Annotated in this window: 21 protein-coding genes and 1 other RNA gene; 14 read left to right on the forward strand and 8 right to left on the reverse strand. The window is 60.3% G+C overall.

Annotated features, from left to right (window positions below; genetic code table 11):
- Positions 1–3 precede the first annotated feature (3 nt).
- Positions 4–4563: a glutamate synthase large subunit gene (gene gltB, locus FN369_RS05605; RefSeq protein ID WP_374728760.1), complete on the reverse strand. Its 4560-nt coding sequence runs from the start codon at positions 4561–4563 to the stop codon at positions 4–6.
- 215 nt (positions 4564–4778) lie between these two features.
- Between gltB and trpA the strand changes: the two genes are divergently transcribed.
- The 7 genes from trpA (at position 4779) to FN369_RS05640 (ending at position 10468) form a co-directional block, all read left to right on the forward strand.
- Positions 4779–5651: a tryptophan synthase subunit alpha gene (gene trpA / locus FN369_RS05610; protein WP_142525213.1), complete on the forward strand. Its 873-nt coding sequence runs from the start codon at positions 4779–4781 to the stop codon at positions 5649–5651.
- Positions 5632–6054, forward strand: coding sequence for a Holliday junction resolvase RuvX (ruvX, locus tag FN369_RS05615; RefSeq protein ID WP_142525214.1), 423 nt, complete (start codon positions 5632–5634; stop codon positions 6052–6054). The genes trpA and ruvX overlap by 20 nt, the downstream gene beginning before the upstream one ends.
- Before the next feature lie 78 nt (positions 6055–6132).
- The gene (locus tag FN369_RS05620; protein WP_178087700.1) at positions 6133–6831 is read left to right on the forward strand and encodes an acyloxyacyl hydrolase; all 699 of its coding nucleotides are present in this window, start codon (positions 6133–6135) and stop codon (positions 6829–6831) included.
- A 158-nt stretch (positions 6832–6989) separates the two neighbouring features.
- Positions 6990–7796, forward strand: coding sequence for a tRNA pseudouridine(38-40) synthase TruA (gene truA, locus FN369_RS05625; protein WP_246189576.1), 807 nt, complete (start codon positions 6990–6992; stop codon positions 7794–7796).
- Positions 7797–7869: 73 nt separating this feature from the next.
- On the forward strand, positions 7870–8391 hold the full coding sequence (locus FN369_RS05630; RefSeq protein WP_142525215.1) for a tRNA (cytidine(34)-2'-O)-methyltransferase: 522 nt from the start codon (positions 7870–7872) through the stop codon (positions 8389–8391).
- Positions 8381–9154, forward strand: coding sequence for an imidazole glycerol phosphate synthase subunit HisF (gene hisF / locus FN369_RS05635; RefSeq protein ID WP_142525216.1), 774 nt, complete (start codon positions 8381–8383; stop codon positions 9152–9154). The genes FN369_RS05630 and hisF overlap by 11 nt, the downstream gene beginning before the upstream one ends.
- A 30-nt stretch (positions 9155–9184) precedes the next feature.
- On the forward strand, positions 9185–10468 hold the full coding sequence (locus FN369_RS05640; RefSeq protein WP_178087701.1) for an aspartyl protease family protein: 1284 nt from the start codon (positions 9185–9187) through the stop codon (positions 10466–10468).
- 11 nt (positions 10469–10479) lie between these two features.
- Here the strand turns inward: FN369_RS05640 and FN369_RS05645 are convergent, their stop codons facing one another.
- From FN369_RS05645 to lexA, 4 genes are all read right to left on the reverse strand, one after another.
- The gene (locus tag FN369_RS05645) at positions 10480–11643 is read right to left on the reverse strand and encodes a glycosyltransferase family 87 protein (RefSeq protein ID WP_178087702.1); all 1164 of its coding nucleotides are present in this window, start codon (positions 11641–11643) and stop codon (positions 10480–10482) included.
- Positions 11640–12419 (reverse strand): polysaccharide deacetylase family protein, encoded by a 780-nt coding sequence (locus tag FN369_RS05650; protein ID WP_142525219.1) that lies wholly within the window; start codon positions 12417–12419, stop codon positions 11640–11642. The genes FN369_RS05645 and FN369_RS05650 overlap by 4 nt, the downstream gene beginning before the upstream one ends.
- Entirely contained in the window at positions 12394–13134 is a 741-nt protein-coding gene (locus FN369_RS05655) for a glycosyltransferase (RefSeq protein WP_246189577.1), read from the reverse strand. The genes FN369_RS05650 and FN369_RS05655 overlap by 26 nt, the downstream gene beginning before the upstream one ends.
- A gap of 196 nt (positions 13135–13330) precedes the next feature.
- Entirely contained in the window at positions 13331–13939 is a 609-nt protein-coding gene (gene lexA / locus FN369_RS05660) for a transcriptional repressor LexA (RefSeq protein ID WP_142525221.1), read from the reverse strand.
- 137 nt (positions 13940–14076) lie between these two features.
- Between lexA and FN369_RS05665 the strand changes: the two genes are divergently transcribed.
- From FN369_RS05665 to ssrS, 5 genes are all read left to right on the forward strand, one after another.
- Positions 14077–14496 carry a thiol-disulfide oxidoreductase DCC family protein gene (locus tag FN369_RS05665; RefSeq protein WP_142525222.1) on the forward strand — a complete coding sequence of 140 codons (420 nt, stop codon included), beginning with the start codon at positions 14077–14079 and terminating at the stop codon, positions 14494–14496.
- Positions 14497–14580: 84 nt separating this feature from the next.
- A complete protein-coding gene (locus FN369_RS05670; RefSeq protein WP_142525223.1) occupies positions 14581–14961 on the forward strand; it encodes a dUTPase in 381 nt (126 codons plus the stop codon).
- A 4-nt stretch (positions 14962–14965) separates the two neighbouring features.
- Entirely contained in the window at positions 14966–15598 is a 633-nt protein-coding gene (gene trmB, locus FN369_RS05675) for a tRNA (guanine(46)-N(7))-methyltransferase TrmB (RefSeq protein WP_178087703.1), read from the forward strand.
- Positions 15595–17895, forward strand: coding sequence for a phenylalanine--tRNA ligase subunit beta (gene pheT, locus FN369_RS05680; protein WP_142525225.1), 2301 nt, complete (start codon positions 15595–15597; stop codon positions 17893–17895). Before trmB ends, pheT begins: the two co-directional genes overlap by 4 nt.
- Positions 17896–17980: 85 nt before the next feature.
- Positions 17981–18165: non-coding RNA, 6S RNA (ssrS, locus tag FN369_RS05685), on the forward strand.
- Between the two features lie 313 nt (positions 18166–18478).
- Here the strand turns inward: ssrS and ilvD are convergent.
- The 3 genes from ilvD to FN369_RS05700 are packed head-to-tail and all read right to left on the reverse strand — an operon-like array spanning position 18479 to position 21863.
- Entirely contained in the window at positions 18479–20236 is a 1758-nt protein-coding gene (gene ilvD, locus FN369_RS05690) for a dihydroxy-acid dehydratase (RefSeq protein WP_142525226.1), read from the reverse strand.
- A gap of 35 nt (positions 20237–20271) precedes the next feature.
- Positions 20272–21060 carry a TatD family hydrolase gene (locus FN369_RS05695; RefSeq protein ID WP_142525227.1) on the reverse strand — a complete coding sequence of 263 codons (789 nt, stop codon included), beginning with the start codon at positions 21058–21060 and terminating at the stop codon, positions 20272–20274.
- Positions 21054–21863 (reverse strand): MBL fold metallo-hydrolase, encoded by an 810-nt coding sequence (locus tag FN369_RS05700; RefSeq protein WP_246189579.1) that lies wholly within the window; start codon positions 21861–21863, stop codon positions 21054–21056. Before FN369_RS05700 ends, FN369_RS05695 begins: the two co-directional genes overlap by 7 nt.
- 155 nt (positions 21864–22018) lie before the next feature.
- On the opposite strand from FN369_RS05700, the gene FN369_RS05705 reads away from it, so the two are divergent.
- Together FN369_RS05705 and FN369_RS05710 are read left to right on the forward strand one after the other, a co-directional pair.
- Positions 22019–22528 (forward strand): STAS domain-containing protein, encoded by a 510-nt coding sequence (locus FN369_RS05705; RefSeq protein ID WP_142525228.1) that lies wholly within the window; start codon positions 22019–22021, stop codon positions 22526–22528.
- Between the two features lie 112 nt (positions 22529–22640).
- On the forward strand, positions 22641–23040 hold a 400-nt coding region (locus FN369_RS05710), incomplete at its 3' end, for a hypothetical protein (RefSeq protein WP_142525229.1).

The following is a 23040-nucleotide window of genomic DNA, read 5'->3' on the forward strand; positions in this document are numbered from 1 at the left end:
CGATCACCTGCGGGCATCGATCGTGTCGGCCTGCACGCGCATCTCCTCCGGTTTCGGAGCCTCCGCTGGTTTTCCCGCGGGCGGGAAGGGAACGACCTTCCAAAAGAGAGGTCGGAAGCGTTCCCACTCTCGGAGGGTCTTCTCTGCGGGCGAGCTGCCGGTCCGCTCCAAGTGTCCATAGAGGAGTGCCTGGAGCTGCTTCTGGTCTTCATCCTGCGAAACTCGTTCCAGACGCACCAGTTCCGGATTATACCGCTCCTTGAAGGAATCGGTTTCATCGAAGACGTACGCGATCCCGCCCGACATCCCGGCTCCGAAATTCTTCCCGGTCGGACCTAAGACGACCACGATACCGCCGGTCATATATTCGCAGCCGTGGTCTCCGATGCCTTCGACGACCGCCTGCGCGCCGCTGTTGCGGACGGCGAAGCGCTCGCCGGCCTTTCCTCTCACGAAAAGGACGCCGCCCGTGGCGCCGTAAAGGACGGTATTGCCGCAAATGACGCTTTCCTCCGGCCGATAGTGGCATCCGGAAGGGGGAACCAAGACGATCTCTCCGCCCGACATTCCCTTACCGACATAATCGTTCGCCTCGCCCTCCAGAAAGATGCTTACTCCTTTGACGAGGAAAGCTCCCAGGCTTTGGCCGGCGCTTCCCGTGAGAAGCAGCCGAATCGTTCCATCCGGCAGTCCCTCGTCGCCGAAATGATAGGCGATCTCCCCGGAGAGTCGGGCTCCGATCGAACGATGAACGTTTCGGACCCGATGGCGCAACTCGATCGGTTCCTTCGAATGAATGGCGCTCTTCGCCTCCTGCAGGAGAATGTCGTCCAGCGGGCGATCGCCCTGCGGATCGTTCCTCTCCCATGTGTGGAATCGGGGCTCCGTCTCTCCTGCTCCGGGGAAGGCGAGGAGGGATCCGAGATTGAGCAGGTTCGCCTTCCTGTGATCGGGAAGTTCTTTCGGTTCGAGCAGCTCGGCGCGGCCGATGATCTCGTTGAAGGTGCGGGCGCCGAGGCTCGCGAGAATTTCGCGTACTTCGTGGCTTACCGCGTCGAAATAGGCGATCAATCCTTCCGGCTTGCCGCGAAACTTGCCTCGAAGCCGTTCCTCTTGCGTCGCAATCCCCGTGGGGCAGGTGTTCAAATGGCATTGCCGAACGTAAACGCAGCCCAAAGCGATCAAGGCCATCGTTCCGAAGTTGAACTCTTCGGCGCCCAAGAGCCCTCCGATGACGATATCTCGGCCGGTGCGCATCCCTCCGTCCGCCCGGAGAGTCACTCGGCTTCTCAAGCCATTGGCGAGGAGCACTTGTTGGGTCTCCGCCAAGCCGATCTCCCATGGACTGCCGGCATACTTGATCGACGAGAGTGGAGAAGCTCCGGTGCCTCCATCATGGCCGCTGATCAGGACCACGTCGGCGTGGGCTTTTACGACGCCTGCGGCAATCGCGCCCACCCCCGCCTCGGACACCAACTTCACGCAGACCCGGGCACGGGGATTGACCTGTTTTAAGTCATAGATGAGCTGGGCGAGATCCTCGATGCTGTAAATGTCATGATGGGGAGGAGGCGAAATGAGCATCACGCCGGGCGTGCTCCGCCGCAACCGAGCAATCAAAGCGGTGACCTTGTGCCCGGGAAGCTGGCCTCCCTCTCCCGGTTTGGAACCCTGTGCCATCTTGATCTCGATTTCCGATGCGCTTGCCAAGTATTCCGCTGTAACGCCGAATCGTCCCGACGCCACCTGCTTGATAGCGCTGTTCAGGGAGTCTCCGTTCGGCAACCGAACGAAGCGCGTTCGGTCTTCTCCTCCTTCCCCGGTGTTCGACTTCCCTCCGATGCGGTTGAGCGCCAAGGCCAATGTCTCATGAGCCTCCGGCGAGAGGGCTCCCAAGGACATGCCCGCCGTCGTGAAGCGGCGTCGGATCTCCTCCACCGGCTCGACTTCCGAAAGGGGGATCGCTTCCCCCTTACGGAAACGGAGACAATCTCGAATCGCGAGCGGCTGGCTCGTCGCAAGCGACTCCCCGATCTTCCGGTAATCCTCATGCCGGCCGGCCTTGTCCTGCCCCTTGAGGCCGACGAAGGTGTGGATGCTTTGGATGAGAGGAGGGGTCACGGCGTGGCTCTCCCCTTCCCTTCTGAATCGGTAACGACCGCGATCGGTGAGTTTCGGGTCCTGGACGAAGGCGGCCGCATGTCGGGCCAGGGCCTCATCCGCCAACTCGCGATATCCGATCCCTCCCAAATGGGAGACAACCCCTTCGAAACATTCTTGGATCACCTCAGAGCCGAGGCCCAAAGCCTCGAAGACTTGCGCGCCGTGATAGCTCCAAAGGGTGGAAATCCCCATTTTCGAAAGAATCTTCAGGAGCCCTTTTTCGACGGCCTTCCGGTAATTCCCTTCGGCAATCGCCGGATCGGCTGTCTTGATTTCGTTGCGGGAGACGAGATCGGCATAGAGCCGAAGCGCAAGATAGGGATTCACGCCGGCGGCGCCGAATCCGATCAGGCAGGCGAAGTGGTGGACATCGCGACACTCCCCGGTCTCACAGAGGATCGTGGCGCGCATGCGACTCCCCGAACGAATCAGGTGGTGATGTACCGCCCCGACCGCGAGGAGCATCGGTAATGCCGCCTCGCTCCGCGAAACGCCCCGATCGCTCAACACGAGGATCGACGCTCCGCTTGCCACCGCCGCTTCGGCTTCCTGCCGAATCTCCGTGAGTCGTCGAAGAAAGCCCTGCTCTCCTTCTCCCACAGGGAAAAGGCAGGAAATCGTTCGGCTTTGAAGGCTCGGCTCCGGCCGATTGCGGAGCTCGGCGAGCTGCCCATCGGTCAAGAACGGAGTGGAGAGGCGGATTACTTCTCCTTCGGGGAGATGGTGCGACAACGGATTCGGCCGTCGCCCTACCCACATTTCCAAGGACATCACCAACCGCTCCCGTAGAGGATCGATGGGAGGATTGGTGACTTGGGCAAAAAGCTGTCGGAAATACCAGTAGAGAATCCGCGGCTCCCGGGAGAGAGCTGCGGGCGGGGCGTCGTCGCCCATCGACCCGACGGATTCCTCGCCCCTTTCCGCCATCGGCTTGAGGACCTGCTTGATCTCCTCCTCATCGTATCCGAAGGCCAGAAGCTCCGACAGAGGCAGCGGCTCCGCGGGCAAAGTCGTTGCGGTGGGGCCCGAAGCGAGACGGTAGGAGTGAGAAGCGAGCCACTCTCGATAGGGAAGCCTCTCGAGAAAACGCTTTTTTATTTCCTCGCTGCGGAGGAGACGGCGGGAGACGGTGTCGAGCGCCAGAATCTCTCCGGGCCCCAGCCGTCCCTTTTCTACGACAGTCCGCTCGTCGAGGCTCCCGATGCCTACCTCAGAGCCGAGGACGACAGTTCCGTCCTCGGTAATTTTGTAGCGGACCGGACGCAACCCGTTTCGATCCAGGCATGCGCCTACGGTCCTTCCGTCCGAAAAGACGAGCGCGGCCGGGCCGTCCCAGGGCTCGCTCAGCAGCTCGTGATATTCGTAGAAGGCCCGCTCCTCGGCGGTCAGGCGAGGTTCCGCCTGCCAAGCGGCCGGCACCAGCATGAGCATGGCGTGGAGCAGGTCGTAGCCCGAATGCAGAAGAAGTTCGACCGCATTGTCGAGGTTGGCGGAATCGCTCGCTCCGGGAAGCAGTACGGGTGTCAAGCAACCGGCCTCTCCGCCCCACGAGGAATCCGCGAGATCCTTTTCCCGGGCCCGCATCCAGAGTCGATTTCCCAAGATCGTATTGATTTCGCCGTTATGGCCGAGCACGCGAAACGGTTGGGAGAGAGACCAGGCGGGAAAGGTGTTGGTGCTGTACCGCTGGTGATAGACCGCCAGAGCCGTCTCGAAGGCGGGATCGTGCAGGTCGCAATAAAATTTCGCAAGTTGCGGAGAGACGAAGAGTCCTTTGTAGACGATCGTGCGGCTCGAGAAGGAGGGCAGATGGAACCTCTTGACCCCGTCTTGGGCGAGTCGCTGCTCGATCTTCTTGCGACAGAGGTAGAGAGTTCGCTCGTACTCGAGGGAGGAGAGAGAGCGATCTTCCGGCTTGCCGATCAGCACTTGCTCCATTTCCGGACAGGTACGCGCGGCCTTGTCGCCCAACGCATCCATGTGGACGGGAACCTTTCTCCAGCCGAATAGGAAGAGGCCATGCTCAGCGAGGGCTTCCTGCACGATTTTGCGACAATGCGCCTGTTCGTAGGAATCTTCCGGGGGGAGGAAGCAGAAGCCCACCGCCAAGTCATCGTCTCGGTAGAGCTTTGCTCCCCACTTTTCGATGTCCTTGCGGAAGAGTCCGACCGGAATTTGGGTCATCACTCCGGCTCCGTCTCCCGTTTTCATGTCGGCGTCGACCGCCCCTCGATGGGAGAGCGCGCATACAGAGGATAGGGCCATCTCCAGAATCTTGTGCGAAGGTGTCCCGGTTAGAGTGGAGACAAAGCCGACGCCGCAACTGGCCCGCTCCGTGTCGGAGTGCCACAGGGATGTCGGGACCGGTTGGGATTGTTTCCAGTGGTTCTCTGTGGACATTCGGGTAATCATAGGGAAATCCCGCTGGCGAAGCAAGGCTCTGGTGCGTACGCGGGCGTCAAAAACGGGCCCAGCGGTGATCGATTGCGGGAATGGGAAAATGCTGGAGCGGCGAGGGGGGAAGGTCTAGCTTATGGCGCGGGCTTTCCGCTCTTGGTGGAAAAGATCCCCGATTGCACGTTTGGAGCGGAGATGAGGAAAGTAGGCACCCTCTTGTGAACGGTCGGATCTCAGAGAAGTTTCGCTCCCTCTCTCTGGAGGGGAAACGAGCATTCATTCCGTACATCACGGCAGGGGACCCGGCGCTTTCGGCAACATGCGACCTGGTTTTCTCGTTGGAGCGTGCGGGGGCGGATCTCGTCGAGTTGGGCATTCCTTTCTCGGATCCCCTTGCCGACGGGGAAGTCAATCAGGCGGCCTCCTACCGAGCGCTTCGAGCGGGGGCTTCGGTCGAGGGGGTCCTCGAGACGGTCGCGCAGATTCGAAGGATTTCGCAGATTCCCCTTGTTCTTTTCAGCTATCTCAACCCACTGCTGCGCAGGGGCTTGGATCGTTTTGCCTCCGAGGCGAGTCAAGCGGGGGCCGATGGGATATTGCTGGTAGACTTGCCTTTGGAGGAGCGGCTGCCCGGACTCGAATGCCTGGAGTCCTCGCTCACCAGGATTCACCTGGTGGCTCCGACCACCGATCTCGGCCGGCGGCGGGCCATTGCCGAGGCGGCGCAAGGATTTCTTTACTGCGTGGCTCGTCTTGGCACGACCGGCGTACGCCGCGAAGCGCCTGCCGAAGCGGAGGAGCTCGTTCGGTCGATGCGGAGGCTTTGCACGGTGCCGGCCTGCGTCGGCTTTGGTATTTCGAGTCCGGAGCAAGCCGCCGCCGTGGCGGCCTACGCGGATGGGGTGGTGATCGGCAGCGCCCTTGTCGAGCGGATCGGCGCGTGGGGATCGGAGCCGGACCTCTGCGAAAGGGTCGAACGTTTTGCGCTCCGACTGGCTGACAGCGTGCATCGGACGTCAGGGAAGAGCGGGCTCGGAGAGAGCCGGAGATTGACCGGGGAGAGAGGAAAAGTTGGGGATTCTTGCGCTTGATTACGGGACCAAGAGGATCGGCGTCGCCGTGAACGACCCGACGCTGAGTCTGGCCCTGCCGTTGGGATATCTCCCGGCGGAGCCTTTTGCCGAATTCGTCCGACAGCTCAAGGATTTCATTCGGCGATACGAGGTAAGCCTTCTCCTCGTCGGTCTCCCGAGGAACATGGACGGATCCTACGGGCCGGCGGCGGAACGCGTCCGGGAGTTTGCACGGAAATGCAAGCAGTTGGTGCCGATCCCCGTGGAGTTGCGGGATGAGCGGCTCACGACCAAGCTAGCGGCCCACTATCTTCGGGAATCGGGACGGAAGGAGAAAGAGAGTCGGAAAAAAATCGACGGAGTCGCCGCTGCCGTCCTCCTCCAGTCCTATCTGGACGAGTTGTTGCTTCGGGAGACATGAGGAGGCTTTCCCGACAGGTGGGAAAAAGAAAAAAATGCTGGCTTTCATGGCGTTGCGGCTGCTAACCAGAATAGGTCTATGAGGAGGACATTGTCGGTGGCGTTGGCCCTTGGGCTGCTTGGCTCGTGGGGAATAGCGAGAGCCGCATCCAACCCTTCGTATGCGGCTTCGACTTCTTCCGAGAGCACCGATGCGAAGGGTGGGGCTACGCTCGACACGGAGAGCATTCCGGAGCTTGCCCTTTTCCGGGAGGGCACGAATGAAATTCAGGTTATGTCCGGCGCCCTCTTTTCCCTGGGGAGTGGGGGAGGCAGATATACCTTCGATGAGGCACCGACCATTCTGAGCTGGGGCTGGATGTTAACGACGCCGAAGGGAAATGGGATCTTTCGCGGTAACGTCGAGGTCCTCGTCGATCTCTACGCGAGCGGAATCTTCGCCGGTCCCATGAGCGGCAACGTGGTGGTGGGTCCGAACGTCTTCGTCCGGTATAACTTCGTCCAGCCGAACTGGCGGATCGTACCCTATGTCGAAGGTGGATTAGGTTTTGTTTTCACGGACGCCTATACCGTTTCCGGGCAATCGATGGTCGGCCAAGCGATCGAGTTCACTCCGCAAGCTGGAGCCGGTTTCCGCTACATGCTTACCAAGCACTGGTCGGTGAACGCCGAAGCTCTCTTCCATCACATGTCTAACGCAGATATGGCTGCGCGCAATATCGGCGTGAACGAAGTGGGCGGGCTGGTCGGATTTTCCTATCTGCTCGGACCGGAGTAGGTCCGCCCCGCTCGCTTCCCGTTCGGGCCGTTCGGGAGTCGACCCCTCCGTTCCCTTGCGAAAAGACGGGCTTTCCCGATGCAAGAACGGGGAGCTTTCTTACAAGAGCTTCGTGCGACTTCCTTGAGATGCGGAGAGCTGCAGGGTAGGAAGTTCCTATGTGGGATGGCCGGAGAGCAATCGCGCGGGAGAGCCGGTCTGAGCGCCCCCTTTCCGAGGTTGCTCTGGTCGGACATCGCCTCGAACTTTCTTATGACGGCACGGGCTTTTCCGGTTGGCAGCGTCAAAGAGGAAAGCCGTCGATCCAAGAAGCGCTCGAATGCGCCGTAGAGCGGATCTGGGGCAGGAGGGTCGAGGTCGCCGGAGCCAGTCGGACGGATGCTGGAGTCCACGCCCTCCGACAGACGGCTTCCTTCGTCGCACCGCAAAAGTTGAGCTGCGCCGAGTTGGAGAGAGCCTTGAATTACTTTTTGCCGCGGGCGATTCGGGTTCGCAAGGTCAAGATCGTCGATCCGGGATTTCACGCTCGCTTTTCCGCGCGAGCCAAAAGCTATGAGTACCGGCTTTGGAACCATGCCTTCCTCGATCCCTTTCTTGTCGATCGCGTCTGGCACGTTCCTCTCCCGCTGGCGGAGTCGGCGATGCGAGAGGCCGGAGAGCTTTTCGTTGGAACCAAGGATTTCGCGGCCTTTGCGAGCAATCCCGGTCGAATCTACAAAACGACCGTGCGAACGATATCCGATTTGACATTCCGCCGTGAGGGAGCTTTGGTGCGGATCCGGATTACGGGCGACGGCTTTCTCTATCACATGGTCCGGAATATCGTCGGCGGCCTGGTGCGAGTGGGAAAGGGAAGGTTGACCGTGGCGGATCTCGAAGCAATCCTCGCGAGCAAGGACCGGAAGTGCGCTCCCCCGCCGCGCCCCCGTGGGGGCTCTACCTTCTCCGGGTCTATTACTCGGTGAAGAGCGGAACGGACGCCGGGCAAGGCTCGGGGAGAACGGGGAAGGCCTCTTACTCCGCACGAGGAACGGGGTTGTGACACGAAGGAACGGCGACGCTCTTTTAGAGATTGGGCTGATTGCTCCCCAGATCCCTCCCAATACGGGGAACATCGCGCGACTCTGTGCCGCTACCCGTTCGACGCTCCACCTGATCGGACCGCTTCCATTCTCGGTGAGCGATCGCGCGGCGCGGCGGGCGGGGCTCGATTATTGGTCGGAGGTCATTCTCCGACGATGGGAGGACTGGGAGGGATTTCAAAGCGCGATGGGAAGACGAAGGCTGCTCTTTTTCGAAACCGGCCCGTATCGCAGCTACACGGAGGCGGTCTATCGGAGCGGCGATGTGCTTCTCTTCGGGCAGGAGAGCCGCGGCTTACCGCAAAGGATCCTGTCCGAATACGGGGCGCATCTTTTTACGATCCCGATCTACAACCCAAAAGTGCGAAGCCTGAACCTGGCCAACGCCGTGTCGATCGTCCTCTACGAAGCGCTTCGCCAGATCGAAGCCGCGGAGAACGCAGCCGCAGACCAAAAGGAGATGCCGAATGCTTGCTAAGCGGATCATCCCTTGCCTGGATGTACATGCGGGGCGCGTAACCCGCGGAGAGCAGTTCGGGAGAGCCGAGGAGGGCGGATTGCGGGACGTTGGAGATCCGGTCGGTCTGGCCGCTCGTTATAATGACGAAGGAGCGGATGAGCTCGTTTTTTACGACATTACGGCGAGCGTGGAGGGAAGAAAGTCGCTTCTCGATGTCTTACGCGCGGTTTCGGACCGCTGCTTTATCCCTCTGACGGCGGGTGGCGGGGTCCGAACGATAGAGGATATTCGAGAGATGCTGCTCGCCGGTGCGGACAAGGTCAGCGTGAATACGGCGGCCCTGGCGGATCCCGAGCTGATTCGTGCGGGAGCGGAACGCTTCGGCTCTCAATGCATCGTCCTTTCGGTCGACGTCCGGCGGACAGGGCCCGGGTCGTGGCGCGTCTTCAGCCACGGGGGGCGACGTCCGACCGAATGGGAGGCTCTCGATTGGGCGCGAAGAGGGGTCGAGTTGGGTGCCGGAGAAATCGTTTGCAATAGCATCGACTGCGACGGAATGAAGAGCGGATACGATTGGCCCTTGATCCATCTGCTGTCCGGAGAGCTCTCCGTGCCCGTCGTGGCTAGCGGCGGCGCCGGGAAGATCGAGGATTTCGCCGAGGTCTTTTGCTTAGGTCAGGCGGATGCGGCTTTGGCTGCGGGAATCTTCCATTCGGGAGAAGTTTCGATTCCTTCAGTGAAAGCATACCTTAGGTCCCAAGCTATCCTTGTGCGGTGCTAGGTGCGTATGAGCGAGAGCCGGCGATCGGGAATGTCGCTCTGCTCAGGCATTTTCCTTCTGCTGCTCTTCTTGCCCGCCGCAGCGGCCCCTGCCCGGAGCGGAAACGGAGACGCGGGGCCTGCACAGGTGCGCTGTTATTTAGCCCAAGGGAATTTCGAAGAGGCGGCCCGGAGGGCTCAGAAGGAGGTCCTGCTTCATCCGGAAAAGGGGGAATCGTGGAGATTGCTCGGGGCGATTGCGCTGCAGCAGGGCAAGATGGAGCAAGCCGAGCAGGCGCTCGAGCGGGCGCTGCGTGTCGGCGACCCCGATCCGGAAGCGGCGTCCCTACTCGCGGTGCTCTGGAGACGGGAAGGGAGATTTCCCGATGCAGTGGGTCTTTTGCGCAGGCTCGGCGGGGAAGCAGAAGCGGAGCAGCTTGCCGCCTTCGGAAGCGAACCGCCCTTGTCGGTGCATGGACCGGATCAAGTCCGACTTGCTTGGGTGGGCTCAGGAGCGCGGCCCATCGTGCGCGTTCTGGTCGCCGGAAAACGGCGGGCCGATTTCCTGATCGATACGGGTGCATCTTGCGTCGTTTTGGACCGCCAGCTAGCCGAGGAGATTCGTCTCCTTCCTCTGGGAGCGGCGCAACTCCTCGGAGCGGGCGGGAGAAAGACGAACGGGAAGTTGGCACGCCTCGATTCTCTCCGGTTGGGCACCACGGAAGTCCGGAACATTCCGGTTGCAATCGTCAATCTTCCTCGGCCGGAAAGAGCGAGCGAGTCGTTCGAGGGAATCTTGGGTTCGGAGTTTCTCCGGCGATTCGTAGTGACATTGGATTATCCGAAGCGGTCTCTTTTTTTGCAAAGGGCGGGAACGGAGCGGAGCGCCGAAGGAGCATCGACGAGCGTCGATCGTGGGAGTGCCGATCTGCCGCTGCGCTTGACCCCGGGAGGGCTTGTCGTGGTGCCGCTGGGGGTCGCCTCGGGGGAAAAGCTGCTAGTCTTTCTCGACACCGGAGCCGCGGAGACCGTGCTGGCGCTGAGCCGGCGGGCGGCGATTCAGCTTGGAGTCTCCCTGCCGAAGCGCGCAGATCGCTATTCGGGAGTGGGAGGACGCTATCTTGCCTTGCCGATCCTTCTTCCCGAGGTGCGATTGGCAGGCTTCTCCGTTCACAATGTCGCGGGAATCATCGCCCCCTTCCCCTCTCGTATCGAAGAGGGGGAAGGGCTCCCGTTGGGGGGGTATGTGGGAAGCGGCTTTTGCCGGCTATTTCGAGTGACGCTCGATTTTCCCCGCATGCGACTTCGCCTGACGCTGGCGGAGAACGAAACGTAGCGGAGGAAAACTTAGACGTTCGCCGGACCCGATGCGGGGAGAAGATCCCCCGAATCGGCATCGGGGAGAGGCCGGACGCAGCGGCGAATGAGATATCCTAGAAAGATCAAGGCAAGGAGGGGTTGCAGCCAGAGATTGGTCCAGCCGTGAACGGGCCCATAGCTGGACGAACCGAGACCGAGAGTGATTCCAAGGAGGGCCGCCCCGCTCTTGCGCCCGCCGAGCGAAAGCTCCCTTAGGGCGAAAGCGGCGATCGACGGGGCGAGAAGAACGTAGGAGTTGGCCTCCGTTCTCGGGTTGAAGAGCATCAGGTAGACGGCGGCGAGAGCGTCTAGCCAGAGAGCGGCGTGAAGGCGGTCGCGGCGAAGGGCGATCCCTGCGAGGAGCAGCGTCAAAGGCGCGGCGATCGCCCGGATCGCGAAGAGCCAGACCGGATCCACGGGGAGTCGTAGAACGCCCAAAAGACCGGAAATGTCCGAAAAGCTCGGTTCGTGGGGTTGGCCGGAGAGGAGAAACTTCTGCCAGAAGTGCAAATATTGGTCGCGTGCGAAGTCGACGGGGCCAAAGAGGAAAGGAAGTGCGAGAAAGAGAAGGGTCCAGAGGAGAAGGGATCCGCGGAGACGGGGATAGAGCGCTCCGGCCAGCAAATAGGGGACAATCGCGACGGGTTTGTAGACCAAGCCTAGGAGAAGCCAAAGGGACGCCCGGTTCCATCGTCCGTTCGAAGCTTCCAGAAACCCGTGAATCATCGCCCCGGCCAACGGCAGATTGGTTTGGCCGTTGCGGGCGGAAGCGAGAGATGCCGGGATCGTGAGCAGACTCAAGAGCACGAAGGATCCGGGGGATTTGGGAAGAAAGCGGGCCAGTCGGACCAAGGCGCCGGCGACGATAGCGAGATTGACGGCTCGCCAAAGAATCTCCCGCAAGACTGGGGGGAAAAGAGAAAAGGGCGTATAAAGGATCGCCGATTGCGGAAGGTAGAGAAATCCATGCACGCTTCCCAGGTCATAAAGGCTGCGGTGCTGCCACCAGGCTTCACTTGCGGCGGCATAGGTGGGTGTTACCGCGTGCTCCGGTGCGTGAGCCACGACCAGGGAGAGGACGACAAAATAGCCCAGCCAGAGAAGGATTCCGGTCCCGCAGAGCGGGCTTTCCTTCCCGCGCTTCGGTTTCATCGCGTGAGGAAGGCCGCGGAGAAGTCGGCGAGAGTAGTGAAACGCGCTCGTAGGGCGAGCCAGTCGAGAAAGGAGGCGAGCCGTTCGAGCAGCTCGAAGCCGCATGGGGACGAGACCCAGCGGGGGAGTCCGTAATCGCCCAGATCCGCAAACTCCCAAGGGTGAAAGACGAGGTGAAGATAACCCGATTCCGCCAAGGTCCAGCCGGCGATCGTTCGGAAGAGAGAGGGGGGAGTATTCTTGAAAGCCAGCCAAAAACAAGGGAAGCGGATCCACGGAGAGACAGAAACCGGTATCTGGAGCAGATCCCCCTTCCGGTAAGCCCTCCGCGGGGAGAGCAGACGGCAATAGCGTCCCGGCAGAAAGGTCGGATTTTCCGAAGAGTTGTAGGTGTAGCCCGCTTTCCGAAGGAGATGATTGGCAACGGGCCGAAATCGGGGACTTCTGTATCCGAACACGCGCCGCCCCGTGATCTCCTCCAAGACCCGTTTCGAACGATCGGGATCGGAGGAAGAAAAGCCGGTATGGGCGTAACCGTGAGAGGCAATCTCGTGAGCATTTCCTAGCTCCCGTACCGCAACCGGGGCATTGGTGGCCAATATCGCAGTCGAGAAAAACGTCGCGACGATCTTCCTATCGGCCAAAAGGGCCGTGAGACGCTGGAGTCCGACGAGGCTGACTGCAACCTGTTCGGATTCTGGGAGAGTCCGCCGAAATTCGACGGGGAGATCGAACTCCTCTAGGTCGAAGCTAAGGAGTGCGCGTTTTTCCCTCATCGTAAAGTCCTAGCCAATCCCGTATCCGGATCCGGCAAAGATCGATCAGCATGGAAGCGGAGTCGCGCAAGAGTTTTACCTTCCCCGTCTTGTACGAGTGGTCCTTTGCCGGACAAACGGGGATTTCTCGAACCCGATATCCCAATTTCTTGGCGAGGAAAAGGATCTCGACGTCAAAGGAGAAGCCGTTCGCTTGCAGAAGAGAGAAAAGTCTTTGAGCGGACGCTCGACGGAATCCTTTGAAGCCGGCTTGTGTGTCTGCGTAAGGCAGTCCCAGGATGAAATGGACGAGACGATTGTAGGCAAGGCCGAGGAATCGTCGCCGCAGATTGGGAGCCCCTTGGGAAGCGCGGCAGGGGGTGCGGGAGCCGATTGCGACATCGGATTCCTGCAATGCCACCGCAATCTGCTCCAGGTAGTCGAGCGGATAGGCGAGATCGCCGTCGGTAAAACAGAGATACTCCCCTTTCGTCTGTCGGAATCCAAAGAGAACGGCATGCCCTTTCCCACGATTGGGAGCATAGCGGAGCAATCGGACGTTGGGGAGAGAGCTCTTCGCGAGTGCTGTCGAAAGTATCTCCGGCGTGCCATCAACCGAACCATCGTCGACTAGGAGGAACTCGTAATCGGGGCGGCTTGCGGCGAAGTTCGTGATCCGGGCGGCGACCGCAGCGGCGATTCCCGCCTCATTGTAGATGGGCAGAACGACACTCAACGAGGGATGCACGGTAGAGCTCGAAAAGGGCTAAGTTCTCGCGGAATCGGCCGCTGCCGCCTAGAAGCGTGCGCAACGTTGGCCCGCGCAGCCTCTCCAATCCTCGCGCCTTATGAAACGGAGGAAGCGGCCGCTCTGGCAAGACGCAATTGCAGGGAGAAATTCGCGGGATGCTCTCAAGCTGTGTCCCGTTCCCCTACTCGACCTTTCGGACGATGGCGACCAATACCCCCTGAACCGTGAGATCCTGCACCGGCCGCAGATCGGCGAAGTCGGGATTTTCAGATCGAAGAACGTGACCGAGCCTTGAGTCCCAGATCAGCCTCTTGAGCGTGCACTCCCCGTCGATCAGCGCAGCGACGATCTGTCCTTCCCGCGGCTTCTTCTTTTCGAGGAGCGCCAAGTCACCGTCGAGGATTCCCGCTCCGATCATGCTCGATCCGCGTACGCGAACGGCGAAGCAGGCGGTCCGATTAGAAATGCCTAAGGACTCCGGAGTCAACCGCACCGTTTCGTCTGCTGGTTCCTCCGTTAACGCCGGTCTACCGGCGGGAATCGAGGGGAAAACCGGAATTGGAAAACCGTCCGCAACGTGTTTTCGGAGGAGGATTCCTCGGGAATTCTTCTGCCGGGAAATCGAGCCCATCTCCTCGAGTCGCTCGAGTTGATAAGAGACAGCTCGCGGGCTGCGGAAGCCACATCCCTGTTGAATTTCTCGAACCGTAGGAGGTCGATGGTGCCTCTGAAGGTAAGATTCGATGAACTGGAGGATCCTTGAGCGCGATCCTCGCTTATCCACGAGCATAATTTATGAGTGAAAGGCTTCGGATAGCTTGTCAAATGTTTTGTGAAGAAGACCTCTCCGCATGGCTTTTCGCCGTCTCCGTAGAGTTTTCTCCTTTGTCGCGGCCGAGGCCTAATCGAGATTGAGCGGGAGCTCGAATGAGGCAAGACAATAGGGGGGTCATCTACTTCGATGGAGTTTGCGGTCTGTGCAACCGTTTTGTGCGGTTCGTATTGCGCCGGGATCGTCGGCACGTCTTCCGCTATGCGCCTCTTCAAGGAGCGAGCTTCCATAATCTGGTCGAAGAGTCAGGGATTCCGCCGCGGTCGGACTCCCTGGTGGTCGTTTGGTATACGGGAGAGGGGAGAGAGCAAATCTTTGTGCGCGGGCAAGCGGTCCTCGTCATATTGCGGCAGCTCCCGAGTTATCGTTGGCTGGCGGCCCTGCTCGGGATTCTCCCGTTACCTTGGCTGGATCGACTCTATGACCGGGTGGCCGCCGGCCGCTATCGCTTCTTTGGGAAAAGCGAGATTTGTCGAAAGCCGACTGAAGAAGAAGAGCGATATTTTCTCGATTGAAAAAGCGGGGAGTGGTTCTTTGCTTTCCGGTCGTTGCTCCTCTCCTTAGCAAAGGGCAGGATCCGAACGGAGGAATAGGGGAAGGTGAAAAAGTCGGACAAGCTCGAGGCGATTTTTGCTTTGCAGGAAAGCCTCAACCGTCAGATCGGCATTGAAACCGCTTCTCTCGATGAGGAGGGGCGGGAGCGGTGGCTGCTCAACTATGCGCGAGCCATGAGTCAGGAGATTGCCGAGTTGACCGACAGCGTCCCATGGAAGTGGTGGGCCCGTTACCAGAAGCGCGATTTTCAAAATGCACGGGTCGAGCTCGTCGACCTTTTCCACTTCTTGGTATCCGCGGCTCAGGTCCTCGGAATGACCGCCGACGATCTCTTCCTCGCCTATCAAAAGAAGCATCGGGTCAATCAGGAGAGGATTGCGAGCGGCTATCGACAGAAGGATCCCGACGACAGCCGTCATGTGTGAGTCGGTGGAGACAGCGCTGCCGGATGTGCGCGTGCCGAAGCCGGACAAGCCGGAGGGTTTTTCGCGGAGTTGGCAGGAGTTGTTTCCTCGTCCGGCTCCGATTGTCTGCGATCTTGGGGCCGGCAACGGTCGCTTCGCGGCCGCGTACGCCGAGCTCCATCCGGAATGGAATGTGTTGGCGGTGGAGCGAAAGTGGAGCAGAGTTCGCAAGATCGAGCGAGCCGCCGAGATCCGGCGGCTTCCCAATCTTCGGACTCTTTGGTTCCCATGGGATGATTTGTTGCTCTTTTGGTCGCGAGCTTCTTCCTGCCGGGAGATTCACGTCCTCTTTCCCGATCCATGGCCGAAGCGACGCCATCGGATTCGCCGGACGCTGACCGCCCGCGTATTGGCTGCTCTCTATCGTGCGTTGGAGCCGGGTGGCTGTTTCCGGCTTTTGACCGATGATTCCGATTATTACGGAGCCGTCGAGAGGATGGTTGCCGCCCTGCCCGGATTCGACCGGACCGAGCATCCCGTCGAATTCCCCTGGAGTCACTTCGAAACAATCTTTCGGAGCAAGGGCGACCCTCTCTACGGAGCCATCTGGCAAAAGGGGAATCGGGAGACCAAGGAGAAAAGGAGAGGTAGTCCATGAAGATATCCTGGCAATGGCTGAGCCAATATTGCGAATGCACGGTGCCCGTCGAGGAAGCCGTCGACCGTTTGACGATGAGCGGTCTGGAAGTGACGCATTGGCGGAGACGGGGACCCGAAGATCCAAGAATCGTGGTTGCCGAGGTGGTCGATTGGAAGCCTCATCCCGGCGCGGATCGGCTCCGGCTCGTTCGGGTCCGGATCCCGGGACGAGAGGTGAACGTGGTCTGCGGAGCGGCGAATTTCGATCGAGGGGATCGAGTCGCCCTTGCTCTTGTCGGAGCCGTCCTCCCGGGAGGGTTGGAAATCGCGCGGAGGCGGATTCGAGGGGAAGATTCCGAAGGGATGCTCTGCTCGGCGGAGGAGCTGGGGCTGGAAGGGAAGACGTCGGATGGGATTCTGCTTCTCCCGGCCGACAGTGAGTTGGGAGCTTCCGTGGGAGCGGTTCTCCCGACGGACATCGAATGGATCGTCGAGGTTACCCCCAATCGTCCCGATCTGCTCTCCTACTTGGGAGTGGCGAGGGAGTTGGCCGCTTTGGGTTGCGGTCGGTTGCTTCCCTTTCCTTGGAGCGACTCTTTGTCCGTCGCCGAGCCTTTTCCCGGGAGAGTCCTCTTGGGCGCTCCCGACGTGGCTCCTTGGTACTCCGCGGCCCTACTCGAAGGAATCGAGGTAAAGCCCAGTCCTCCCTGGCTGCAAGAGCGGCTGCGCGGGTCGGGCGCGCGACCCATCAACATCGTCGTCGACGTGACGAACTTCGTGCTTTTCGAGCTGGGAGAGCCTCTCCATGCCTTTGATGCCGATGCGTTTCCGTCGTGGGACGTAACGGTGAGGCGCGCCATGGCCGGGGAGCGTTTGGTCACCCTGGCGGACCAGGAGGTGGTTCTGGATCCGGCGGATTTGGTGATCGCGAGCAAGCGGGGACCCGAGGCATTGGCGGGAGTGATTGGGGGCAAGCGGTCGGCGGTGAGCGAGAAGACCGGACGGGTCCTCTTGGAGTGCGCTTGGTTTCGCCCAACCGAAATTCGGGCCACGGCGCGTCGGCATTCGCTTTCGACCGAAGCTTCCTATCGATTCGAGAGAAGGGTCGATCCCGGGATCGTTTGGCTGGCCCAGGAGAGGGCGATTCAACTGCTTTGCCAATGGGCGGGCGCCAAGCTCGTTGGAACCTCTGCCTTCGGAGCGTTACCCTTGGGTGCAACGCCGATCTGGCTGCAAGCTCGAACCGTGGAGCGGCTTTGCGGAGAGCTTCCCCCGGCTGAAGAGGTAGAGGGGATTTTAGAGCGGCTGGGGCTCCAGCTCGCCGAAAAGAACGAGAAAGGCTGGCTCTGGAATGTCCCCAGCTACAGAGGGGATCTCGAGGGGGAAGCGGACTTGGTGGAAGAGATCGTTCGGATGCGGGGTTTGGCGGCGCTCCCTTCCCGTGTTTCCGTCGGATGGGCGAGGAAGAGCCGAGACGACCATCGGTGGGATCGGAGGGAAGCGGTGAGAAGTGCCCTTGCTGCCCGCGGATGGCAAGAGTGCATCAGCCTGCCGTTTGCCGCGACGGAGCCGGTGGAAATCGGAGTCGAGCTGTCGAATCCGGCGAACGTCGATTTTCGCTTTCTGCGCTCTCAGCTTGGAGACGGGCTGATCGAGATTGCGAGAACCAACTGGGCGAAGGGCAACCGGAGCTTGCGACTTTTTGAGCTGGGGCGGGTCGTCCATCGACGCCGGGGGCGCGTGGAGGAGCGGGAGCGGCTTGCCATCCTCGCTGCAGGGAAGGCGCAGGAGGCTCACTGGCTGGCCGGAGAGCGAGACTTTGACTTTTACGACCTCAAGGGGCTGGCGGATTTTCTGGAAAACGTCTTTGCGATCCCGAGAGAGGCGCGCGTGCGATTGGAGAGTATTTCCCGGGAGGTATCCGCGAGACGAGAGATTGACGCAGAGCTCTTTCTCTTGGAGTACGATCTCGAATCGTGGCTTTCGCAGAAGGAGGGAAAGACCGTCTTTCGGCCGTTGCCGATCTATCCGCCGATTCGGAGGGACATTGCCGTCGTCGTCGACGAGGCCGTGACCCACGCCGAAATCTGCCGCGTCGTCGAGTCGATTCGGCTCTCGTGCCTGGAGGAATTCCGGCTCTTTGATTTGTTTCGCGATCCATCGGCCGCTCGCTTGCCGGCGGGCAAGAAGTCGCTGGCCTATGCCTTGACTTTCCGATCTCCCGACCGCACGCTAACGGACAAAGAGGTCAATGGGTGGCTGGCCGATGTTCGGACGGCCTTGCGATCGCAAGGTTGGTCCCTGCGGGAGGCTTGAATCCGACGACCGGCGGGTTCTTTGACGAAAACCGGGAGTTCGGCGGTGGATCGACAAAAAAGTTTTTGAGCAGAGTTCGCGATGAATTTCCCTGTGCTGCGCGTGCTTGGAATGCATGCCTTTCCTCCGATACGTCCGATTACGGGAGCCGGCGTTGCTCGCGATGCTGACGCCAGGCCTTCACTGGAAGACGGAGGCACGCGGCAAGGCTCCCACTTGCCTGCAAAGTGGTCGAAAGGCCCCATTTCCACACGGCAGCATGGGGAACTTTTTTGAGAGGAAGTTCCCCTTTCGTTTCGGCTATGCCCGCGATTTCGCGAATCCTCCGGCCTTTTTGGTCTGGCCGTTTCCTCCATCCGCGGCCATCGCGTGAGGCGGTGATCCGGGGAAATAGGAAGGAGTTTCCGGTGCCGGCAACCTATTGGGGCGGCTCGTACTAAGGAACGGTTACGGTTGCGTTGGTTTGAGATCGGTGGACTCGAGGCCGGCCTTTCCCCTACAGCGCCGCAGGGAAAGCGGAAAGCCGCTCCGTTTCCTCGCCCAAGAACGGTGCTTTCGGTAGGAACTTTGCAGAGAAGGCGCGCTAGCGCGCCTCCTGCAACAAGCCTTCTCCGTCGGTTACCGCCCCTAAATGGGCGGATCCTACGAGTGCGCGGTACTTGGCGAGCACCCCTTTTGTGTATCGGGGCGCCGGTGGCGTCCACGCCGCCCGACGCCGCTCGATCTCTTCCTCGGGGAGCTCCAATCGGATCTCTTCCTTTTCGGCATCGATGGTGATTCTGTCTCCATCCTGAACGATCGCTAGAGGCCCGCCGACCGCCGCCTCCGGGCAGATGTGACCGACGAGGAAGCCGTGGCTTCCGCCGGAAAAGCGGCCATCAGTGATCAAGGCCACATCCTTCCCGAGGCCTCGGCCCATGACGGCCGAAGTGGGTGAGAGCATCTCCCTCATGCCGGGGCCTCCCTTCGGTCCTTCGTAGCGAATGACGATGACATTTCCCGGGACGACCGAACCGTTTAGGATGCCCTCCAAGGCCCCCTCTTCCGAGTCGAAGACACGGGCGCTCCCGGTAAAGCGGAGTCCTTCTTTCCCTGTCAGCTTCGCTACGGCACCCGCCGGCGCTAGGTTGCCGCGAAGGATGACGATATGGCCTTGCGGTTTGATCGGTTTTTCGAAAGGCAAGATGATCTCCTGGTCGGTGGGATAATCGTCGATCCGGTCTAGATTTTGGGCAAGGGTGCTGCCGGTGACCGTCACGCAGTCCCCGTGAAGGAGACCCTTCTCCAAGAGTCGCCGTAAAAGCGGAGGGAGTCCGCCGATCTCCGTCCAATCGGCGACCGCGAAGCGGCCGCTCGGTTTTAGATCGGCGAGGACGGGCACCCGCTTCCCGATCCGCCGGAAATCGTCCAGACTGAGCTCGATTTCGGCCGCATGGGCAATTGCCAAAAGATGGAGAACGGCGTTGGTCGATCCGCCGAGAGCCATGACGACGGTGATCGCATTCTCGAACGCCTTTCGGGTAAGAATGTCTCGCGGCCGAATGCCGGATTCGATCAGTCGAGCGACCGCCGCTCCCGCCGCACGGCAGCCGGTCCGCTTTTCCTTGGAGACGGCGAGTTCGGTCGAGCTTCCCGGAAGGCTCATCCCGAGCGCTTCGATGGCGCAGGCCATCGTGTTCGCCGTGTACATTCCCCCGCAAGAGCCCGGACCGGGAATCGCATGGCTTTCGATTCCGGCCAACTCCTCGAGGGAGAGATCGCCTTTGGCTTGGGCACCCACCGCCTCGAAAACCGAGACGATGTCGATTTTCTGCTGATGATAGCATCCTGGAAGAATGCTTCCGCCGTAAACGAAGATGCTCGGCCGGTTGAGCCGCGTCAGGGCGATCAAGCAGCCCGGCATGTTCTTGTCGCAACCGCCGATGGCCACAAGCCCGTCCATTCCTTCGGCTGCCGCTACCGTTTCCACCGAATCGGCGATTACTTCCCGGGAAACCAAGGAGTACTTCATCCCTTCTGTTCCCATCGAGATGCCGTCGGAAACCGTGATCGTGTTGAAAATGAGAGCCTTGGCTCCTGCCTCCTCCGCGCCCGCAGCGGCTTCTCGAGCCAATCCGTCGATGTGCATGTTGCACGGGGTCACCTGGCTCCAGGTCGAGGCGATTCCGATCAAGTCCTTCTGCTCGAACTCCTCTCGCCGGAATCCGAGCGGATAGAGCATCGAGCGGTTCGGACTCCGCGCGATTCCGTCGAAGATTCGGCTCGAATAAGCTCGATGACATCCAATCGGTTTCTCTTCGTAGGTAGCTCGAGAAGGTGGATTTTCGGTCGTCTTGTCCATGGGACTTCTTATCTGGAATGTTCCGAGGCTTGCTGTCAATCGGCGAATCGGAAGAAGGCACGGGCATTGCGTGAGCTGACTTCGCCGATTTCGGAAACGGGCTGCTTCCGCAACCGGGCGATCTCTTCCGCCACGAGGCGGACATGCCAGGGCTCGCAGCGTTTGCCTCGATAGGGGACCGGAGCGAGATAGGGACAGTCGGTCTCCAAGAAAAATTTGTCCATGGGCACCGCTTGGGCACTGGCCCGCGACAAGGGGGCGTTGGAGAAAGTGACGATTCCTGTAAAGGAAACGAAATGGCCGCGCCGGAGCAGCTCCCGCAGTCGTTCCGGAGCTTCCCCGAAGCAATGGAAGACACACCGCACGACGTTGTCCGTTTCGTCAAGAATGGCAAGGGTGTCTTCCCACGACGACCTCTGGTGGATTATTACCGGAAGACCTTTCTCTCGAGCGAAAGCGAGCTGGTCTCGGAAGATGCGCCGCTGAGAGGCTTTTTCCCTTTCCGCCTCTTCCGAATCGGGGGGCAGGCGGTAATAGTCGAGCCCGATTTCCCCGATCGCGACAACGGCAGGTTGCGCGGCGATTTCTTCCAGTTTCGCGAGCAGGTCTGGAGGTGCGGCATGGGCGTTCTTCGGGTGGATCCCGACCGCGCAAGCCAGACTCGGATGTTTCTGCGCCAACGCGAGAGCGGATCGACTGGAGTCGAGGTCGGTGGCGACGGTTACGATTCGATCCACGCCCTCCGCTTTCGCGCGGGTGATGACCTCTTCCCGATCGTTGGAGAACTCCGAAAAATAGAGATGAGCATGGGTGTCGATCAACATGGGGGATCCAAGACGATCGCTAAGCCGTCAAAAGCGACCCCGATACCGGCTGGAAGGTCGGCTTCGCGATCTCGGTGACTTTTATGATGGGTCAGATGCGTCAAGTAGGTCTGCCTTGCAGCCGCCAGCCTGGCGACCTTGACGGCTTGTTGTGCCGTCAAATGCGTAGGATGCGGTTCGTCCCGCAGCCCGTCGATGATCAGAATTTCTACCGAATGGATCACCGAGAGAATGTTGTCCGGAACGGCCTCGCAATCGCTGAGGTAGGCCAAGAGCTTGCGTCCTTGGCGTTCGAGGAGATAGCCGAAGGTGGTAACTCGGCCGTGCGGCACCGGCAGGGGGGTAACGGTAAGCGTGCCGAGAGGAAAGGCTTTTTGCACGGGACGAGGCGAGAGTCGAACATAGGAGGCCGACTCCGTCCTGGGATCGAAGGCGTACGGGAACATACGACCGAGAATTTCGAGCGTCGCGGCGGGACCGTAGATAGGCAGCCGTTCCCGACGGAGCTCGCAGAAGCGGCGCAAGTCGTCGAGGCCCAGCACATGATCGGCGTGGTGATGGGTATAGAGGACGGCGCCGACATCCGAAATCCCCTCACGGAGGCATTGCAAGCGCAAATCGGGCGCCGTGTCGATCAGAAACGGGAGAGTCCCATCGTCGACGTAGAGCGAAGCCCGGGTCCGGGAGTCGCGCGGGTCTGAGGAGAGGCAAACCGGGCAGCGGCATCCGATCATCGGCACCCCCTGCGAGGTGCCCGATCCGAGCACGAGCGCCCGCAAAGGGGGAGGACTGGACCGAGCCATCGACGTACTCTTTTACCAGGAAGCGAAAGAATCGCCGAGGAATTCCTCGCTTCGCCATCCGGAATGCGTGTACGGTAAAACCTACCCGGCTCCCGGAAAGGGAGGAGAAAGCAAAGGCGAGTTGACTTAGGGCCGGGGATGCGTAGTGTGCTCGAGTGAGAACTGGTGTTGTATTGGCCGGAAATCTCAATGGCATAGCCGTGCTCAAAGTTATAGGAGCGGGATCTTTCGAACATTCTTTCTCACTGCGCCAGCATTGCGATTATCTTATTCAATGCGGAACTAATCAATTCCTTGTAGATTTAACGGAGTGCACCTATCTCGACAGTACGTTTCTCGGAACGTTGGCGAGGCCGGCGCTGAAGTTGCGCAAAACGGGGGGAACCCTTCGGGTCGCTGGAAGCAGCCGCCGGGTTTTGGAATCCATTCGGACATTGGGATTGGATCGGCTTTTCGAGTGCGTGGAGAGTCTGGTCCCTTACGATGCCTCCGGGCTTCGCCCTTTAGAAGCGGGTGTGCCGCACAAGGAAACGACGGGAGAGCTGCTCCTTCGGGCTCATCAGACGCTCTTGGAATGTGATCCGAAAAATGCACCGAAGTTCCAAGATCTTGTCTCCTACTTGGAAGCGGAAGTCGCCCCTACGGATCGCGGGGATTCACGTTAGTTCACGTTAGAAGAGAGGGGTTCCGTCGAAAGTCGGAGCCGTCGGCCTTGATTGGTCGCGCCCGTCATGAGCGGGCTATGTGAAAAAGATCACGTGACGAGTCTGGGATTTTGTGGAAACGAGTCGAGTGCATCGCTTGGATCCGTTGGACGAATCTCTGCTTCTGATAACGGAGTTAGGTCGCGCGTCCGATGCGGACGACGATCCGGAATCGTCAATCTATAGCTTGTTAGAACGTTTGGGAGCGCTGCTCAAAGCTTCCGATATCGCTCTCATCGTGGGTGGGGAGCGAGGTTCGGCCGAGACGATTTTTGGCCGCGGAGATCGGTTGGACGAGCTGAGGGCGGTGGCGGAGCGTTTCTGGAAAGCGCGAAGAGAAGCGGGCGAGGAGGATCCGCCGCCGGTGCAGCGGCCTTGGACTCTGTTGGCATTGACCGGGAAGGGAGGCCCCTCGGGTATTCTTGCGATCCGCCTTGGGGAGGGGGAGGGCCTCCGTCCGGCCGCGCAGAGCG

It is taken from the genome of Methylacidimicrobium cyclopophantes (genome assembly GCF_902143385.2).
GTDB lineage: Bacteria > Verrucomicrobiota > Verrucomicrobiia > Methylacidiphilales > Methylacidiphilaceae > Methylacidimicrobium > Methylacidimicrobium cyclopophantes.